This window comes from Clostridium sp. Ade.TY, assembly GCF_000498355.1.
Lineage (GTDB): Bacteria > Bacillota > Clostridia > Clostridiales > Clostridiaceae > Clostridium.
In genome coordinates this window covers 63,111-80,911 of the sequence record NZ_AVSV01000013.1, presented here as the reverse complement: position 1 = coordinate 80,911, position 17,801 = coordinate 63,111, and the positions used below count along the sequence as shown (strand labels likewise).

The following is a 17,801-nucleotide window of genomic DNA, read 5'->3' as shown; positions in this document are numbered from 1 at the left end:
TGCAATTTTCAGAGAACAAATTTAATAATCCGCGATAGCTCAACGGTGGAGCACTCGGCTGTTAACCGATAGGTTGGAGGTTCGAATCCTCTTCGCGGAGCCAATATAAATAAGCTTAAGGGCTTATTTTTTTTTGCATAAAATATTATATTAAACGTTATAAAATAATATATAATTTAAATTAAATATTAACGTATATAATAAGACAAACTATTACAAAAATGTAATAGATATTAATTATTTTGTAATAGCCAAAAGGGTTTTATATAAGTATACTTATATAATATAGTATGAGAAAAACTAGGGGGAAAAGTTAGGGATGGCTACAAGAAGAAATTCGGGAGAAAAGAGTATTAAAATAAGAAAAAAACAAAGATTATTAATTTTAGGAATTACTATTATTTTAGCAATTGGTGGAATAGCAATTTATTCTGCAACTTCGTTAGATGGTAAAAGTGAAAAAGCACTTGCTCAAGGTGATAGTGAGGAAAAAGAAAATAATGAAACTTCATCTTCAGGAAATAAAGAAAATAGCAATTTAGATAATTCAGGATATTTAGTATTAGGTAAAGATCCAAATGCTGATGATGCTGCAGTTGTAGCAAAGAGAACTCAAGGTCTTATGAAAGGGGAATTACATTATCCTGTGAGAGATGATGGAAAAAAAGTTGTATATTTAACTTTTGATGATGGACCATCAACTACCAATACTCCAAATGTTTTAGATATATTAGATAAATATAATGTTAAAGCAACATTTTTTGTTACAGGTAAAAGTATTACGGCAAAGCCTAAAGAAACTAAAGACATTTTAAAGAGAATGGCTTCAAGTGGACATGCTATAGCAAATCATAGTTATAGTCATGATTATAGTTATTTATATCCTAATAGAGTAATAAATACTGATAATTTTATGGAAGAATATAATAAAACTAATAATTTATTAAAAGAATATTTAGGAAAAGATTTTTCAACTAGAGTTGTTAGATTTCCAGGCGGATATTGGTCTTGGAATGGAAGAGAAAAAATAAGACCTATATTAGATAAAGAAGGAATAGAAATAGTTGATTGGAATGCTTTAAATGGAGATGCAGCCAATGGTGGAAATAAAAGTACGAAACAATTATTAGTTGAGACAAAGGATTCAGTAGAAAAATTAGGTGATAAGGCAGATAATGTTGTATTTTTAATGCATGATACTTATAAGAAAGAAACAACAGTGGAATCTCTTCCAGAAATAATAGAGTATTTTAAAAGTAAGGGATATGAATTTAGAACAATTAAATAGATTATATTTACTTAAAGTAGTTAAGTAAAATAATTGTATATTAAGAATAAAAAATATGGATTATAATAATAGAAGAAGCTTAAATTATATTAAGCTTCTTTTTTAAAATTAGAAAGAGGTGTGGTTAATTTTGGCTAAAATATTATTAGTAGAAGATGAAGTGAGTATAAGAGGTTTTTTAAAGATAAATTTAGCTAGAAATGGATTTGAAGTAATTGAGGCTAGCAATGGAGAAGATGGTATAAAAAAAGCTATGGAAGAAAAGCCAGATGTTGCAGTTTTGGATGTTATGTTACCGGGGATAGATGGATTTCAAGTATGTAGCAAGTTAAGAGAAGAGTATAAGGATATGGGAATAATAATGTTAACTGCAAAGGGTCAAGATATGGATAAAATAATGGGATTAGAGTATGGTGCCGATGATTATATAGTAAAACCTTTTAATCCGTTAGAGGTTGTTCTTAGAATAAAAGCTATTCTAAGAAGAATTGAGGGTAAAGAAGGCAAGGCTATAAATGAATTAGTAAATGGACCATTTGTTATAAATTTATATTCTCAAAAGATTACAAAAGATGGTGTAGAAATAGAACTTACACCTAAGGAATATTTAATTATGAAAACATTTATAGAAAATCCTAATAAGGCTTTTTCTAGAGATGAATTATTAAATTCAGTATGGGGATATAATTATTTTGGTGATCCTAAAATAATAGATGTAAATATTAGAAGATTAAGAGCAAAAATAGAAAAAGATGCATCAAATCCACAATTTATAGAAACTGTTTGGGGAATAGGATATAGATGGAAAGGATAGCATATGAAAAGTATAAAAAACAGGATAATAAGAAATTTTATAATAGTTGTATTTTCAACAATAGTTATATTAGATATATTATTAATGGTATTTGTTAGGCAATATTATTATAAGAATATACAAACAATATTAACTAATCAAATAGATTTGGCAATAAACTTTTATGATAGATATTATTCAACTACATCATTAGAACTTAATGTTTATGATAATGTTGATGCTTTTTGGAATCAAACTACCGCTCAAGTTCAAATATTTGATAATCAAGGACGTCTTATTATGGATTCAATAGGAAATAATGATTTATCAGAAGAAAATAAATTGGATGTAAAAAAAGCACTACATGGTGAAAGTAGTGAATGGGTAGGAAAAGTTAAATATTCATCATATAATGTTATGGCGGTTACAAAGCCTATAGATGTAAATGGTAAGATAATTGGAGCTATAAGGTATGTAACCTCTTTAAAAGAAGTTAATGAATCTATTGCATCTATAATGGGTTTCTTTGTTGGAATATCAGTTTTAGTATTAATTATAGGTGTTATTATAAGTATAATAATGGCTAAAAACATAGTTAATCCTATTTTAAAACTAAAAAATATCGCTAAGAAAATGGCTAGTGGAGATTTAAATCAAAGAAGTAATTTTGATTCAGAAGATGAGATTGGTCAGCTTGCAGATACTTTAGATTATATGGCAGAAGAGCTAGATGAAAGAGAAAAAATGAAAAATGATTTTATATCATCTGTATCTCATGAGCTTAGAACTCCACTTACTGCTATAAAGGGATGGGTTATAACTTTAAATAATGAAAATACTGATAGAGAAACTTTAAAATTAGGTTTTGATATACTTGAAAAAGAAACTGATAGATTATCTGTAATGGTTGAGGAATTATTAGATTTTTCAAGACTTATAAATAATAAAATATCTCTTAATAAAACTTTAGTGAATACTACTCATTTTGCTAATTATATAGAACTATATATGACTCCAAGGGCAGAAAGAGAAAATATAAATTTTCATGTATATAATTCAATAAAAACTCAGTATATGAATATTGATATAGATAGAATGAAGCAAGTTATGATAAATATAATAGATAATTCATTTAAATTTACTCAAGAACAGGGATTAATAGAGGTAAAATTCTCAGAAGATATAGAAAATATAATAATAGAAATTATCGACAATGGATGTGGAATAAGTGAAAATGAATTAGAAAGAGTTAAGGAAAAATTCTACAAAGGAAGTAATACAAATTCAAATGCTGGTATAGGTTTATCTATAGCTGATGAAATAGTAAAGCTTCATAATGGAACATTATTAGTAAGTAGTGAGTTATATGTTGGGACAGAGATAAAAATTAGTATTCCTAAAGAAAGGGATGAGGATGAGTTAAATGAGATTTAAAAGTATTAAAATTCTGTTTTTAATAATATTAATGTTTTCTTTAACTGGATGCAATAGTATAGATATTAATAATATGATGGAGCTTCAAGCCCCTCAAAACAATGATTTAATTGTATTAGGAAGATGGCAGATAACAGATTATAAAGTACTAGATAAAAATATCTATTCGTCAGGAAAGGTTGAGGATCTTCAAGATAAGTTTATAGATATTGGAGAACATAATATAAATATAGATAGTACAACATATGATAGTGTTAAGTATAAATTAAAAGTTGTAAAGGATGATTATGTTATATCTTATCAAGATAGTTTTACTGTAAGGGATCTTGGTATTAATGATAATGAATTAAGTGTAATTTCTGCATCAGATAAAAATAATAGTATATTTGAATTCTTTTATTATACAAAAGATAAAAGCTTTATATACTATCAAGGTGTTTTATTAAATGTAAAATGGGTAAGTGATATTTCAGAGGATGTATTTAATAAATTAAATACATCAGATATGAAAAATGTTAATAAGAATGATTATAATACAGATAAGGGACTTTATATAACATTTAAAGAGCCAAGGAAATTGCAAGATGATGGAACCTATACAGATGAAAAATATAGAACACTTTGGATAAGTTCTAAAAATGGGAAGGTTCAACCTATTGAAGCGGTTAATGGTATAATATTCCCAAGGCAATCAGGAATATGGACTTTATCAAAGAATAGTATTGATAAGAATGGATATCATAAAGAGTATTTTGTGGCAAGTTCAATAGATAAAAAGGGTCAAATGACGATGACAGATAAAGAAAAGCAATTTATTAATGAAAAATCTAATGTTTATAGAGGATTAAATTACATAGGAGATAATTATATATCAACAGAAGTTTATACAGGAAATAAATTTAAAAATAATTATACTGAATATGAGATGATGCCAATAGACAATTTATTTTCAGATAAGTCATTAGTTTTTCAAGATATATTTTCTAAAAAATATAATTCAAATTATAAGAAGGATTATGTAAATGCTTATCATAATTTGACAAAGTCTCAAACTGATAAAGTTAGAAAGTATATAGATTATAGTAATTTTGGAGTAATTAGGGAAAATGGTAATTGGAGAATGGTAGGAAGAATATCTCCACTTAATCCAGATGGCATAAAGTATGACTATAGAATATCACTTCAACCGTCGATTAATTTAGTAAGATACGATTCTTTAGTAATGCCATGGAAAATTTTAAAAAATGAAATACCTTTAATAAAGGATATTTATACATCACCAGATGGAAAATTAGCTATTGTTATAGTGGATAATAAATTAATAGTATATAATATTTCAAATAATAAATTATCAAATCCTGTTGAAGAGTTTAAACTTAAAGATGGCGAGGAAGTAATAATGGCACAATGGTGCGAAGGTGATTATGTAGATTATTGGGGAAATACATTTAAAGAATATCAAAAGCAAGTAAATAAAACAGGTAAATAGAATGATTATTTTAAATAAGGAGGGAAATAAAAATGTTATCAAAAGAAACTATAGGTCTTGTGTTATCAAAATGTATGATAACTGGAGGAGACTTTGCTGAAATTTATGAAGAGGATAGTATAAGCAATTCGCTTAGTATTTTAGATAATAAAGTTGAAAGTGCCATAGGTGGAAGAAGTTATGGGGTTGGAATAAGAATATTTAAAGGATTAAAAAGTGTTTATGCATATACAAATGATAATTCTATTAATAGTTTATTAGATACAGCTTATAAAGCAGCACTTGCACTTGGAGAGTTACAAGAAGAAAAAGATATAATTGTTAATGATTCTATATGGGTTCCTAATAAACATATAGTAAAATATTATCCAGAAGATATTGAATATGCAAAAAAAATAGGGATAATGAAGCTTGCATATAATAAAGCTAATGATTATAGTGAAGAAATAAGCAAAGTAAGCGTTAGTTATGCAGATAAAGATCAGAAGATTTTAATAGCCAATACAGAAGGTGTTTGTCTTCAAGATAGAAGAGTTAGAACAAGACTTGGTATAAGTGCTGTTGCATCAAAAAATGGCGAAAATCAAATGGGTTTTGAAGGGCCAGGAAGATCAAAAGGATTTGAGATGTTTAAAGAAGAAATAGATCCTGAAATGTATGCATTAGAAGCAGCAAGAACTGCTATTACAATGTTGAATGCAAAGGATTGTCCAGCTGGAAAAATGGCAGTTGCAATTGATAATGGATTTGGTGGAGTATTATTTCATGAAGCATGTGGACATTCATTAGAAGCAACTTCAGTTGCTAAAGGAAATTCAGAGTTTGCAGGAAAAATAGGTGAACAGATAGCATCTACTAAAGTAACTGCAATTGATGATGGAACTATTGAAAATGCATGGGGTTCTATTAACATTGATGATGAAGGTACAAAATCAAGAAAGAATATATTAATAGAAAATGGTATATTAAAAGGATATATGATTGATAAATTAAATGGAAGAAGAATGGGAATGGAGCCAACAGGAAACGGAAGAAGACAAAGTTATAAATTTGCTCCAACTTCAAGAATGACAAATACTTATATAGCTGCTGGTACTGATAAACCAGAAGATATAATAAAGTCAATAGATAATGGTCTTTATGCTAAAAAACTTGGTGGAGGATCTGTAAATCCTGTAACTGGAGAATTTAATTTTTCAGTATCAGAAGGATATTTGGTTAAAAATGGTGTAATAACAGAGCCAGTTAGAGGTGCAAGTCTTATAGGTAAAGGTAGCGAAGTATTAATGAATATTGATATGGTTGGAACAAATATATGTCAAGCACAAGGTATGTGTGGATCATCATCTGGAAGTATTCCTGTAAATGTTGGTCAGCCGATGATTAGATTAAAAGAAATAACAGTAGGCGGAAGATAGGAGGTGCAATTATGGAGTTTAATGAATTTAAAAATAAATTATTTGATAAAGCAAGAAAAGAAGGTTTAGATGAATTTGAAATATATTTTTCAAATAAGGAAAGTTTAAGTATAAACATATATAAAGAGGAAGTTGAAAAGTATAATTTAAATAAATCTTTTGGAGTTTCATTTAGAGCAAAAGTGAATGGGAAAATGGGATATTCTTATACTGAAATAATAGATGAGGATGCTATAAGTATGCTTGTGAAAAATGCAAAAGATTCTGCATTATCAATAGAAGATGAGGATATTCAATTTATATATGAAGGTGATAAAGACTATGAAAAAGTAGAGAATTATCATAAAGATTTAGAAAATATTGATGCTAAAGAGCTTATTGATTTAGGACTTTCAATGGAAAAGGAATGTAAAAATTATTCTGATAAAGTTGTTAATTTCTTAGGATGTGGAATAAGTTATGTAAATGTTGAATATGGACTTATGAATTCAAAAGGATTAGAACTTAAAGACAAATCAAATCTTTTAACAGCATATGTTGTACCTGTAATTGATATAGATAATAGAAAATATGATGGATTTGGGTATTCAATGGCTAAAAAAGTTTCAGAAGTAAATCCTAAAAAAATAGCTAAACAAGCTGTGGATGAAGCAATGGAGAAAGTTAATGCAAAATCAATTAAATCTGGAAAATATAAAATTGTAATAAAAAATGAAGCTATGGTTTCTTTATTACAATCATTTTGGTCAGTATTTGATGCAGATTCAGCTCAAAAAGGAATTTCTCTTTTAAAGGATAAAGAAGGAGAGGTTATAGCATCAAGTAAAGTTACTATAATTGATAATCCATTAATGAAAGACGGATTAGCATCAGTTGGATTTGATGATGAAGGTGTTAAGACTGTTAAGAAGGAATTGGTATCTAAAGGAGAACTTAAGACATTACTTTATAACTTAAAGACTGCATATAAAGCGTCAGTTAAATCAACAGGAAATGGATTTAAGAGCTCATATGCTTCACCTGTAAGTGTTGGTCCTACAAATTTTTATATAGAAAATGGCAATAAAAATTTTGATGAACTTTTAAGTGAATTAGGTGATGGGCTTATAGTAACAGAGTTTTCAGGATTACATGCTGGAGCTAATGCTATAACAGGAGAATTTTCATTAGCAGCCAAAGGATTTATGATAGAAAATGGTAAACAATCATATCCAGTTGAACAAATAACTGTTGCAGGTAATTTCTTTAATTTATTAAAAGACATAGAAGAGATTTGTGATGATATAAAATTCCCAATGTCTAGTTTTGGATCACCATCAGTGTTTGTAAAGGAATTATCAGTAGCAGGAGAATAAAGAAAATTTATAGGATTGTTTCAAATTTAAATTTGAGACAGTCTTTTATTTTTTGTTTATTATACGGTCTTAAATTGTTAATAAATATACAATAAATAAATGATATATTGGAATAGGGAGGTGTATAAATGAATTTTATAGCTATTATAGAACATTTTGCAGGTAGATTAGGATATATCGGTGTATTTATAATGAGTATATATTTACCAACAGAAGCTTTATTACCTTTTATTGGATTATCTATATCAAAAGGAATTTATAACTTTCAAATGGCTTTATTATTCACATTTCTTGGTGAATTATGTGCATCAATATTTAGTTATAGTTTAGGATGTTGGTTTGGAGAAAAAATAGTAAATAAATTTAAAAATAAAAATAAAAGAAATAAAAATATTTCAGACAAGGTTGAAAAAATATTTGATGAATATGGTAAATATGCTATTTTAATAGCTAGACTTATTCCATTTGCACGTACTTATATAGCAGTATTAGCAGGTGCTAATAAAATGAAATTAAGATCATTTATTAAATATACTATATTTGGTATTTTATTAACTAATGCGGCATTATTAGTTTTTGGTTATTATATTGGAGTAAATGAAAGTTCAATATGGAATTTTGTACATAAGTATGCAATAAGCTTAATAGGTGTTATTTGTTTTATAATTATGATTGCAATATTAAAGAAAAAAAGAAAATTAAAAAGTAGAAAATAATAATTAATAATAAAAATAGGAACTACGTTTAAAGTAGTTCCTATTAATTTTTAGTTTTTACTCATATTAAAATAATCTGCTCTGATCATTTTATCAGACATTTCAAGTGAACCTTCAATTAATTCTAATTGTTTTTTAGATAAATCCTTAGTATTACCAATTATTTTACCATTAGTTAAAACTGCATAATCTCTATTTGTATTTAATAAGTTTCTACCAAGGGCAGTATCTTGATATTTATTGGATGGTATGCCAAGTGTATATAATAAAGTTGGCATTATATCAATTTGTCCACCAATTGTATCAAAAGTCTTACCTACAGTTTTATCTTTATTATATACAATAAGTGGTATTGTTGGAATTCCATTATTTGAATACCAAGCTTCCTTATGTGATAAGTTATCTATACTATGTTGATAATATTTATGAACTCCAGTATGATCACCCTCTATAGCAATAACAGTATTATTTAAAATTCCTGCTTTATCAAGAAGGCTTAAGAAGTAACCAATTTGTGCATCTGTATAGTGAACACTTTCAAGATATCCACCAAGTTCACTTTTATCAAGTTCTGGATCTAAGTTAAGTTTTCTCATACTTTTTGGTAAATCAAATGGTCCATGATTTGTAAGTGTTACAGTAAATGCATAGAAAGGTTGTTTTAATTTTTCTAGCATTGGTACAACTTGTCTGAAATAAGTTTTATCACTTAAACCCATTCCTATAATTTCATCTGGATTAAATGAATAAAAATCAGTAAATTTATTAAAACCTATTGCAGTTAATCCATTCTTATAGTTCCAGAAAGAACCTTTATCTGGATGAATAGCTTCACTTGTATAACCTTCATTACCAAGTATTAATGGCATTGAATTGTAAGCTCTATTTGGATATCTAAAGAAAGTTGAGCCTCTTCTAAGTGGTAACATTGATGTATTAATCATTAAATCAGAATCGGAGCTTGTACCTTCATTAACTTGTTCACATATGTTAGGGAAGTACATACCATCCTTTATTAATTTATCCATAACAGGAGTTAATTTTTTTCCATTAACAGTTTGTCCTAGAACAAAGCTTTCAAGTGATTCAACTTGTATAACTATTAAGTTTTTACCTTTATACATTCCGTAGTATTTATTATTAGGTAAATTTTCATTTTTAAAGTTGTAGTAATCATTTATTTGAGTTTTATCTTCTTCCGTTAATTTATAAGGTTTTGAATCTTTATAAACATTAATAGCGTCAATTATATGATAACCGACTGATGAAAAATATTTAACTGTATTTGTTGGGTCATAGTTATCAAAAAGATAAGCATTTTTAACATCTTTATTACCTAGTACGTAAAGATTAAAAGGAACATACAGTATAAATATTATTGGAAGTATTAATGTTAATAAAAATGATTTTATAGCTCTTTTTTGAACTCTAACGTAAGATTTTCTTGTGAAGAATACGTATATTCCAAGAACAACAAAATCAATTAAAAATAAGAAATCATAATTACTAAACATTGAAAATATACTACCAGACATATTATCTAAGTTTGCAGTCTGAGTTAGTATAAGAACAGATGGAACAGTTAAAAATCCTCTAAAATATGTGATGTCAGTTAAAATTAATGCAGTTAAAATTGCATCAACTACAAAAAGATAAATAACTCTTCCTTTACCCTTAAATAATAATGAAAAACTTAAAAATATTAATGTGAAAGCATAATAATAATCCAAAAAGTTGTTAGCATTTAAAAAACCTAAATGAAAGTCTAATTCATAAGGGTTTTTGCTGCTTACAAAGCATTGAAATAAAATGCCTTTTAATACTATTGAAAACAATGGTATTAAAAATAATATAAATCTGAAAACGGTATCTTTATTTAAAGAAATGTTTAATTTCTCAAAAAATTTTTTCATTTAGTCACCTCTCAAAACATAATCAATTTAAATTATATTATATAGGGTATATATAATCAATAAATGTCGAATAGTGTTAAAATATAACAAGTAAAAAATAATATAAAAAATAGTGTATAATATTATTATTAATTAAAAAATAGAGAGGTGTTTGGTTATGAAAAATATTAATTGTATTGGACTTGCATGTCCTAAACCAGTTATTGAAACAAAAAAATATTTTGATTCAATAGAAAGTGGGGAAGCTGTTGTAACAGTAGATAATGAAATAGCAAATACTAATGTAACAAGATTTGCTGAAAATGCAGGTTTTACTGTTAATAGTGCGTTAGAAGGAGATCTTTTTAAAATAACAATAGTAAAAGAATTAGTTGAAGAAAAAAAGGAGAAAAAAGATACTTTTTCAATAATAATAACAACTGATAAAATGGGTGAAGGTGACGATAAACTAGGAGAAACTCTTATGAAGAGTTATATGTATGCTTTAACAGAAGCTACAGATATTCCAGAAGAAATTGTATTTCTAAATAGTGGAGTTAAATTAGTTACAGAGGGATCAGAAGTTATAGATAGTATAAGAGAATTAGAAAAAAAGGGTGTTAAAATAGTAAGCTGTGGTACATGTTTAGACTTCTATGGATTAAAAGATAAGTTATTAATTGGTGAAGTTTCAAATATGTATACAATAGTTGAGATTATGAATAGTAAGAGAGCTATTAAAATATAAAAATAGATGGAGTGCACTTAATATATGAAGCATATTTTTGTTATTAATCCTATAGCAGGGAAAGGAAAAGCTATATCTTTTGAAAATAAAATAAAAGATTTATTTAAAAATATAGACGAGCCATATGAGATATTAATTACAAAAGAATCTGGTGAAGCTACAAAAAAAGTGAAAGATATAGTAAGTAAAGAAAGATGTAGGGTTTATTCCATTGGTGGTGATGGAACTCTAAATGAAGTTTTAAATGGTTTAGTTGGGTCTGATAGTTCCCTTGCAATAATTCCAGCAGGTTCTGGAAATGATTTTGCAAGAACTTTATATGGTAATTTAGAAGTTTGTGGTATTTTAGAGAAATTAATAAGTGGAGAGGAAAAACCAATTGATGTTGCAAAAGTAAATGATAGATATTTTTTAAATATATCATCTGTAGGTTTTGATGCATGTGTAGTTAATAATGCTAGACAATATAAAAAGTACAAGCTTATTACAGGTCCAATGGCTTATGGAATTTCTCTTATAAAGACTTTATTTACATTTGGACATATGAATTTAGAGTTTGAGATAGATGATAAAATAATAAAAAGTGACATGTATCTTATTGCTGTTGCTAATGGTAAATGCTATGGGGGAGGAATAAAAATAGCTCCAAATGCAATAATAGATGATGGACTACTTGATATATATGCAATAAAAAAGCCAAGATTACATAGACTTATAAGATTTTTACCTAAGGTTGTTACTGGTAAAGATGTTACTGGAATAGAGGAAATAATTTATACAAGAATTAAAAAGATGAGAGTAAAATCAAAAGATGATATTATAGTAAATATTGATGGTGAAATATTAGCTTTAAATGATATAAATTTTGAAATAGTTAATAAAGCTATAAATGTTGTAATTCCAAGAGAAGAAATAGAGTTAAGTAATAAATAAGGAAGTGAAGTTTAGTTTGAGAAAGTACGATTTAGTAGTTGTTGGTGGTGGAATAGCAGGTATGACGGCTACTCTTGCAGCTTTAGAAAATGGAATAAAAAAAGTATTACTTATAGAACGTGAAGAAGAGCTTGGTGGTATATTAAAGCAGTGTATTCATAATGATTTTGCAAAGAAATATTTAGATTGTTCTGTTACAGGACCTGAGTTTATAGAATTTATTAGAATAAAATTATCTAAGTTTGATTTTGATATTAAGAAAAAGACTACTGTAGTAAATATATCAGAAGATAATGTAATAACTTATGTTAATGAAAGAGAAGGAATATGTGATGTTTCAGCTAAGGCAGTTATTTTAGCTACAGGATGTAGAGAAAGATATACTGGCAATGTATTGACTCCAACTAATAAATTTACAGGTATATTTACTATAGGAAATGCTCATAGATTTATAAACTTTGAAGGATTACTTCCAGGAAAAAATCCAGTAATAATAGCAAAAAATAAATGGGCTTTAATAGTTGCCAGAAGAATAGAAATAGAAGGTGGCAAAGTTGCAGCACTTGTTATTAATGAGGAAAGTGGATTTAAAATAACAGAAAAGGATAGAGAAATAATCGAGGACTTTGATATAAATGTAATAGAAAATGCAAAGCTTATAGATATTGATGGAAATAAGAGAATAAATAAAGTTAAAATCTTTAATAGGATAAGTGAATGTATTGAAGAAATAGATTGTGATTCTTTATTTTTATCAGTAGGTTATTATCCAGAACTTGGTTCAGTAAGTAAGCTTAATCTTAAGATGAACAATGAAATGAACACACCTATTATAAATAATTATGAAACATCTAAAAAAGGCTTATTTGCTTGTGGAAATATAGTATACGGCGATAAGTGTATTAATATGAAGGACATAGATGGATATGATGCTGGAATAGCAGCATCAAAATACATCCAAGAAACAGTTTAATAATAAGGTATTTCCTTTTATATTTAAATGAATACCATCTAAAAATATCTTTTCAGATAATACATGATTTTTAGTTAAAGTATAAAAATCAATATATTTGAAAGGATATTTTTTTTGTAAGTTTATAATGGATTCTCTAAGAGAAGAGAGATTTTCATCGCAGTTTTTATAATAATTAGAAGGCATGAATAAAGTTTCGGCTAAATCTTTTATTATTATTGGAGGAATTCCAACAATAATATTAGAAGTATTTTCTAAACCTTCCTTAATCATAATTTCTATATTTTTTACTATATAATCAACATTTCTGCCAGATAATAAATCATTAGTACCACCCATAATAAATATATTTTTAGGTTTTTTAATTAAAACATCTTTATAATATCTAGTTAACATAGATGAAGTTGTATCTCCATTTATACCTTTATTTAATATATTTTTATAAGGATATTTTTCTTGAAGTTTATAAACCCATGAATCTTTTTTAGGAACACCATAACCAAATGTTAAGCTATCACCAATTAAAACCAAATCTACGCTATTTTGATTCATAAAATCATCTCCATTTAAAATAATTTATTAAAACAACTTTTGCATATTAATGTTTTACCCTTATTTGCTTTTATAGAATCATTTAAAGAAACTTTTTTATTACAAATTTCACAAGTATTATTTTGAGAAATTGTTTCTTCTTTTTTATTAATAGATTTATCTTTTTCTTTCTTTTTAATAGGAGATTTTTTTAGAGAATAGTATGTTGTAGGTGATAACTCGTCCTCTCTTTCCTTAATAGAAAAAGATAAAGAAAATTTACTTAATGGATAAAGTTCAAGTTCAAATCTTGGATCTTCTTTATCATAATATTCTTCAACTATTATTTTAACGATTTGAGCATCATTAACTATAAGACCACTTTTTTCAATACCATCAAATATACTTTTAGATATATTTATAGTATCTGGATGTCTTTTTTCACTTTTATAATAAACTTTAAGTATTGCAATTAAGCTTTCTGTAAATACAACAGTTGGATTTTGAACTCTAGCTACGTATGCTATTTCTTGTTCATATAATGCATATCTATCATGATATTTACCAGAATTATAAGGTAGTATAGCTCTTCCATCTTTATTATGAAGTTTAAAGTTTGATTTAGTTATTGGAGAGCCTTTAACTACAACTTTTGCATATGATGTCATAAAATAACTCCTTTGCTTTTTAATAAAATCTTAAGATGATTTTATTATAATTTTAATTTAAAAAATGTATAGTTTTAATATACATTAATAAATTTTGCTAAACAAGGGTATCAGTTTCATTGATAATAATTTTGTAATGAAGTATAATTACAAATAGTTGAAATTTATATGATTATACAAAAAGAGGGAGTTTCTATGGAAAATAAATTAATTTTAGCAATTGAATCAAGCTGTGATGAAACTTCAGCTGCTGTTGTACGTAATGGTAGAGAAGTTCTTTCAAATATCATAGCATCTCAGATAGATACACATAAAAAATTTGGTGGAGTTGTTCCAGAAGTTGCATCAAGAATGCATACAGAAGTTATAAATGGAGTTGTTAAAGAAGCTTTAGAGGAAGCAAATGTAACATTAGATGATATAGATGCTATAGGTGTTACATATGGTCCAGGTCTTGTTGGAGCTTTACTAGTTGGACTTCAATATGCAAAAGGTCTTGCTATGGCGACAAATAAGCCACTTATAGGAGTGAATCACATAGAGGGACATATTTCAGCAAACTACATACAACACAAAGAATTAAAACCACCATTTGTTTCATTAGTAGTTTCAGGTGGGCATACGTTTATAGTTTATGTTAAAGATTATGGTAAATATGAAGTAATAGGTCAAACTAGAGATGATGCAGCTGGTGAAGCTTATGATAAAGTAGCAAGAGCAATAGGACTTGGATATCCAGGTGGTCCTAAAATAGATAAGCTAGCTAAAGAAGGAAATAAAGATGCTATAAAATTTCCAAGAGCTAAATTTCATGATGATACATTAGATTTTTCTTTTAGTGGATTAAAATCAGCAGTACTTAATTACATAAATAAAGCTAAAATGAAAAATGAAGAAATAATTCCAGCAGATATTGCAGCATCATTCCAAAATGCTGTAGTTGAAGTATTAAAGGATAATGTTTTTGAAACTTGTAAGAAGAAAAACTTAGATAAAATAGCTATAGCTGGTGGTGTTGCATCAAATTCAGCATTAAGAGAAGCGTTAATTGAGGAAGGTTCTAGAAGAGGAATAAAAATATTATTTCCAGCACCTATATTATGTACAGATAATGCAGCTATGATTGGTAGTGCTGCATATTTTAGATTTATAAATGGTGAGGAATCATCACTTGACTTAAATGCTAAGCCTAATCTTAAACTTTAATAGCATATAGGAGGAAAAAGATGAAATTATTATCTAATTCTAACAGTTTGCATACTGTAAATATGAAAGAGAAAATTCCAAAATTTATGCTTTTTAAAAGAATAGTAGCAATAATATTAATTGTTATAATTACAGGAATAGTAATTCAATGGGGGTATAACTTTTATACAAATGAAAAGTCTGCTTCAAGAATGTCCTATACGAGAGTTAATGGAAAGAAAATGGAGTATAAGGTAAATGGAGTTGGAGATTATACAGTAATATTTGATGGTACTACTGGAGCTACCGCAGATGAATGGAACAAAGTTGCTAAAGAGGTTTCAGATAATTTAGGCGTAAAAACATTTGTATATAATAGAAGAGGTTATGGAGAAAATGATGGAGGGAGTTTACAGACTCCTAAAGATCAGGCTGAAGATTTAAAAATACTTCTTAGAAAAGCTGCAGTTAGTTCACCATTTATATTAGTTGGAGAAGGATATGGTAGTTTAATTATTACTAATTTTGCAAATCTTTATCCAGACTCAGTAGCTGGTGTAGTTTTAGTAAATCCTTATGATGAAGCTAAATTAAATGAAAAAGGTGAAGGAGTTTCAGGAATTGCAGATTTAGTAAGAAAAAAAATAGAAGCTATTGGATCTAATGTTTCTCTAACTTTACTTATGGATAAGATTGGACTTGCAAGTAATCTTAAAGATTTTGAAAATAACTTATCAGAATCTGAAAAAGAACAATTTAACTATAGAAAGAATCAAAGTAATTACAGAAACGCTGTATATAATGAAACTAAAAATATATACGATAGAGAAAGTAATAGTCAAAAAGATGGAATGTTTAAAGATTTACCATTTTATATAATAAGTAATCAGGATGATAATTCATTAAAGAGGCTTGGAAGTAGTGATTTAACATTTCAATATAAGAGTAATTATGATGGAGAGGTATATTCACTTATGGATTCAGGTAGTGTTGAAAATGCTATAAAGAAAGTTATAGAGATATCTAGAAAAACTCAGAAATCTACTACGAAAGATAATTAATAGAAAAATATATGGTTATAATAGTACTGAATGAAGTAATTCATTCAGTATTTTTTTTGAATTAATTAAAAATTTTTTTATATGCCATATAGTTGACACAAAATATTTTTATACTAATATTAAGAAATGATAAATGAATAATATAGGAGGTAATTAATGAATACTGATCAAAATATAAATAATGAATTTAATGATGATTTAAATAATCAAAAACCGAAAAGAAAGAAAAAAAGCAATACGGTTATTATGGTTATAGTTGTAATAGCGGTTGCAATGCTTGCAGGGATATTCAGTAGCGGTATAACATATATGATTATGAGAAAAGGGGAGCAAAATATAAATACTCAAAGTGAAACACCTTCAAGTTTTAAGGAAGTATCACAACTTAGTACAGAACAAGCATTTAATAAAGTTGCTCCAGCAGTTGTAATAGTATCAACAAAAAGTTTAAGTCGTCAAAATGGAATTATTCCACAAGAAGTTGAAGGAATAGGAACAGGATTTATTATAAATGATAAAGGCGATATATTAACTAATTACCATGTTATAAAAGGAGCACAAGAAGTTACTGTAACATTAAGCACTGGAGAAGAGGTAAAAGCTAAAGTTGTTAATTATGATGAAAATCAAGATATAGCAATGATTAGAATGCAAGGTAATTTTAAAGTTCCAGCTATAGCAGAACTTGGTGATTCATCAAAACTTAAACCAGGTGAAGAAGTTATAGCAATTGGTACACCTCTTTCAAAAGATTTTGCTCAAACAGTAACTAAAGGAGTTATTAGTGCTGTTGGAAGAACAGTTAATACTGAAACAGGAAAGCAAGTTAACTTAATTCAAACAGATACAGCTATAAATCCAGGAAATAGTGGCGGACCTTTAGTTAATTCACAAGGTCAAGTTATAGGTATAAATACTATGAAACTTGCAGGTGGAGCAGAAGGTATAGGATTCGCAATTCCTATAAATGAAGTTAAACAAAAACTAGATGTTTTATCAAAACCAATATTAACTTTAGGAGTAAAGGTTAGAGAAATAGATAAGGCTTTATCAAAACAATATAACTTACCAGAAGGTATATATGTTGTAGAAGTAGACCCATTTTCACCAGCTGAAAAGGCCGGTATTAGAGCAGGAGATACAATTACTGAGTTTGGTGGAAAGAGAGTTAAGACTCTTCAAGAATTAAATGAGATAAAAAGTAAGAAAAATGCTGGAGATACAGTAAAGGTTAAAGTTGAAAGAGATGGAAAAAATGAAACTTTAAACTTAACATTAGAAGCCTAATTATTAATAAATGTGCACTAATTTATATTT

General features: G+C 27.2%; 16 protein-coding genes and 1 tRNA gene. 14 read left to right on the top strand and 3 right to left on the bottom strand.

Annotated elements, in window-relative coordinates; genetic code table 11:
• The first annotated feature begins 28 nt into the window (after positions 1-28).
• The 8 genes from O212_RS0104815 (at position 29) to O212_RS0104780 (ending at position 8,493) form a co-directional block, all read left to right on the top strand.
• Positions 29-103 (top strand) — tRNA-Asn (locus tag O212_RS0104815).
• A gap of 216 nt (positions 104-319) precedes the next feature.
• The gene (locus O212_RS0104810; protein WP_024614011.1) at positions 320-1,288 is read left to right on the top strand and encodes a polysaccharide deacetylase family protein; all 969 of its coding nucleotides are present in this window, start codon (positions 320-322) and stop codon (positions 1,286-1,288) included.
• A 130-nt stretch (positions 1,289-1,418) separates the two neighbouring features.
• Positions 1,419-2,102, top strand: a complete 684-nt coding sequence (locus O212_RS0104805; protein ID WP_024614010.1) for a response regulator transcription factor — start codon at positions 1,419-1,421, stop codon at positions 2,100-2,102.
• A gap of 3 nt (positions 2,103-2,105) precedes the next feature.
• Positions 2,106-3,515 carry a sensor histidine kinase gene (locus O212_RS0104800; RefSeq protein WP_024614009.1) on the top strand — a complete coding sequence of 470 codons (1,410 nt, stop codon included), beginning with the start codon at positions 2,106-2,108 and terminating at the stop codon, positions 3,513-3,515.
• The gene (locus O212_RS0104795) at positions 3,505-5,004 is read left to right on the top strand and encodes a hypothetical protein (RefSeq protein WP_024614008.1); all 1,500 of its coding nucleotides are present in this window, start codon (positions 3,505-3,507) and stop codon (positions 5,002-5,004) included. The genes O212_RS0104800 and O212_RS0104795 overlap by 11 nt, the downstream gene beginning before the upstream one ends.
• Before the next feature lie 32 nt (positions 5,005-5,036).
• On the top strand, positions 5,037-6,422 hold the full coding sequence (locus O212_RS0104790; protein ID WP_024614007.1) for a TldD/PmbA family protein: 1,386 nt from the start codon (positions 5,037-5,039) through the stop codon (positions 6,420-6,422).
• 11 nt (positions 6,423-6,433) lie between these two features.
• Positions 6,434-7,777 (top strand): TldD/PmbA family protein, encoded by a 1,344-nt coding sequence (locus O212_RS0104785; protein WP_024614006.1) that lies wholly within the window; start codon positions 6,434-6,436, stop codon positions 7,775-7,777.
• A 128-nt stretch (positions 7,778-7,905) separates the two neighbouring features.
• Positions 7,906-8,493, top strand: a complete 588-nt coding sequence (locus O212_RS0104780) for a VTT domain-containing protein (RefSeq protein WP_024614005.1) — start codon at positions 7,906-7,908, stop codon at positions 8,491-8,493.
• Between the two features lie 50 nt (positions 8,494-8,543).
• On the opposite strand, the gene O212_RS0104775 is transcribed toward O212_RS0104780, so the two are convergent.
• A complete protein-coding gene (locus tag O212_RS0104775; protein ID WP_024614004.1) occupies positions 8,544-10,406 on the bottom strand; it encodes an LTA synthase family protein in 1,863 nt (620 codons plus the stop codon).
• 157 nt (positions 10,407-10,563) lie between these two features.
• On the opposite strand from O212_RS0104775, the gene yedF reads away from it, so the two are divergent.
• Genes yedF through O212_RS0104760 form a run of 3 tightly spaced genes read left to right on the top strand, consistent with a single transcriptional unit; the run spans position 10,564 to position 13,039 of the window.
• Positions 10,564-11,133: a sulfurtransferase-like selenium metabolism protein YedF gene (gene yedF, locus O212_RS0104770; RefSeq protein WP_024614003.1), complete on the top strand. Its 570-nt coding sequence runs from the start codon at positions 10,564-10,566 to the stop codon at positions 11,131-11,133.
• Positions 11,134-11,157: 24 nt separating this feature from the next.
• A complete protein-coding gene (locus O212_RS0104765; RefSeq protein WP_024614002.1) occupies positions 11,158-12,066 on the top strand; it encodes a diacylglycerol kinase family protein in 909 nt (302 codons plus the stop codon).
• A 16-nt stretch (positions 12,067-12,082) separates the two neighbouring features.
• Positions 12,083-13,039 carry an NAD(P)/FAD-dependent oxidoreductase gene (locus O212_RS0104760; protein WP_024614001.1) on the top strand — a complete coding sequence of 319 codons (957 nt, stop codon included), beginning with the start codon at positions 12,083-12,085 and terminating at the stop codon, positions 13,037-13,039.
• On the opposite strand, the gene O212_RS0104755 is transcribed toward O212_RS0104760, so the two are convergent.
• On the bottom strand, positions 13,013-13,591 hold the full coding sequence (locus tag O212_RS0104755) for a GDSL-type esterase/lipase family protein (protein ID WP_024614000.1): 579 nt from the start codon (positions 13,589-13,591) through the stop codon (positions 13,013-13,015). The genes O212_RS0104760 and O212_RS0104755 overlap by 27 nt on opposite strands.
• Positions 13,592-13,605: 14 nt before the next feature.
• A complete protein-coding gene (locus O212_RS0104750; RefSeq protein WP_024613999.1) occupies positions 13,606-14,238 on the bottom strand; it encodes a RusA family crossover junction endodeoxyribonuclease in 633 nt (210 codons plus the stop codon).
• 195 nt (positions 14,239-14,433) lie between these two features.
• Between O212_RS0104750 and tsaD the strand changes: the two genes are divergently transcribed.
• The 3 genes from tsaD to O212_RS0104735 all read left to right on the top strand — a co-directional run bounded on the left by tsaD (position 14,434) and on the right by O212_RS0104735 (position 17,771).
• Positions 14,434-15,444, top strand: a complete 1,011-nt coding sequence (gene tsaD, locus O212_RS0104745) for a tRNA (adenosine(37)-N6)-threonylcarbamoyltransferase complex transferase subunit TsaD (protein WP_024613998.1) — start codon at positions 14,434-14,436, stop codon at positions 15,442-15,444.
• Positions 15,445-15,464: 20 nt separating this feature from the next.
• Positions 15,465-16,484, top strand: a complete 1,020-nt coding sequence (locus O212_RS0104740) for an alpha/beta fold hydrolase (protein WP_024613997.1) — start codon at positions 15,465-15,467, stop codon at positions 16,482-16,484.
• Between the two features lie 156 nt (positions 16,485-16,640).
• Complete coding sequence (locus tag O212_RS0104735; RefSeq protein WP_024613996.1) at positions 16,641-17,771, top strand: trypsin-like peptidase domain-containing protein; 1,131 nt, start codon at positions 16,641-16,643, stop codon at positions 17,769-17,771.
• Positions 17,772-17,801: the final 30 nt, after the last annotated feature.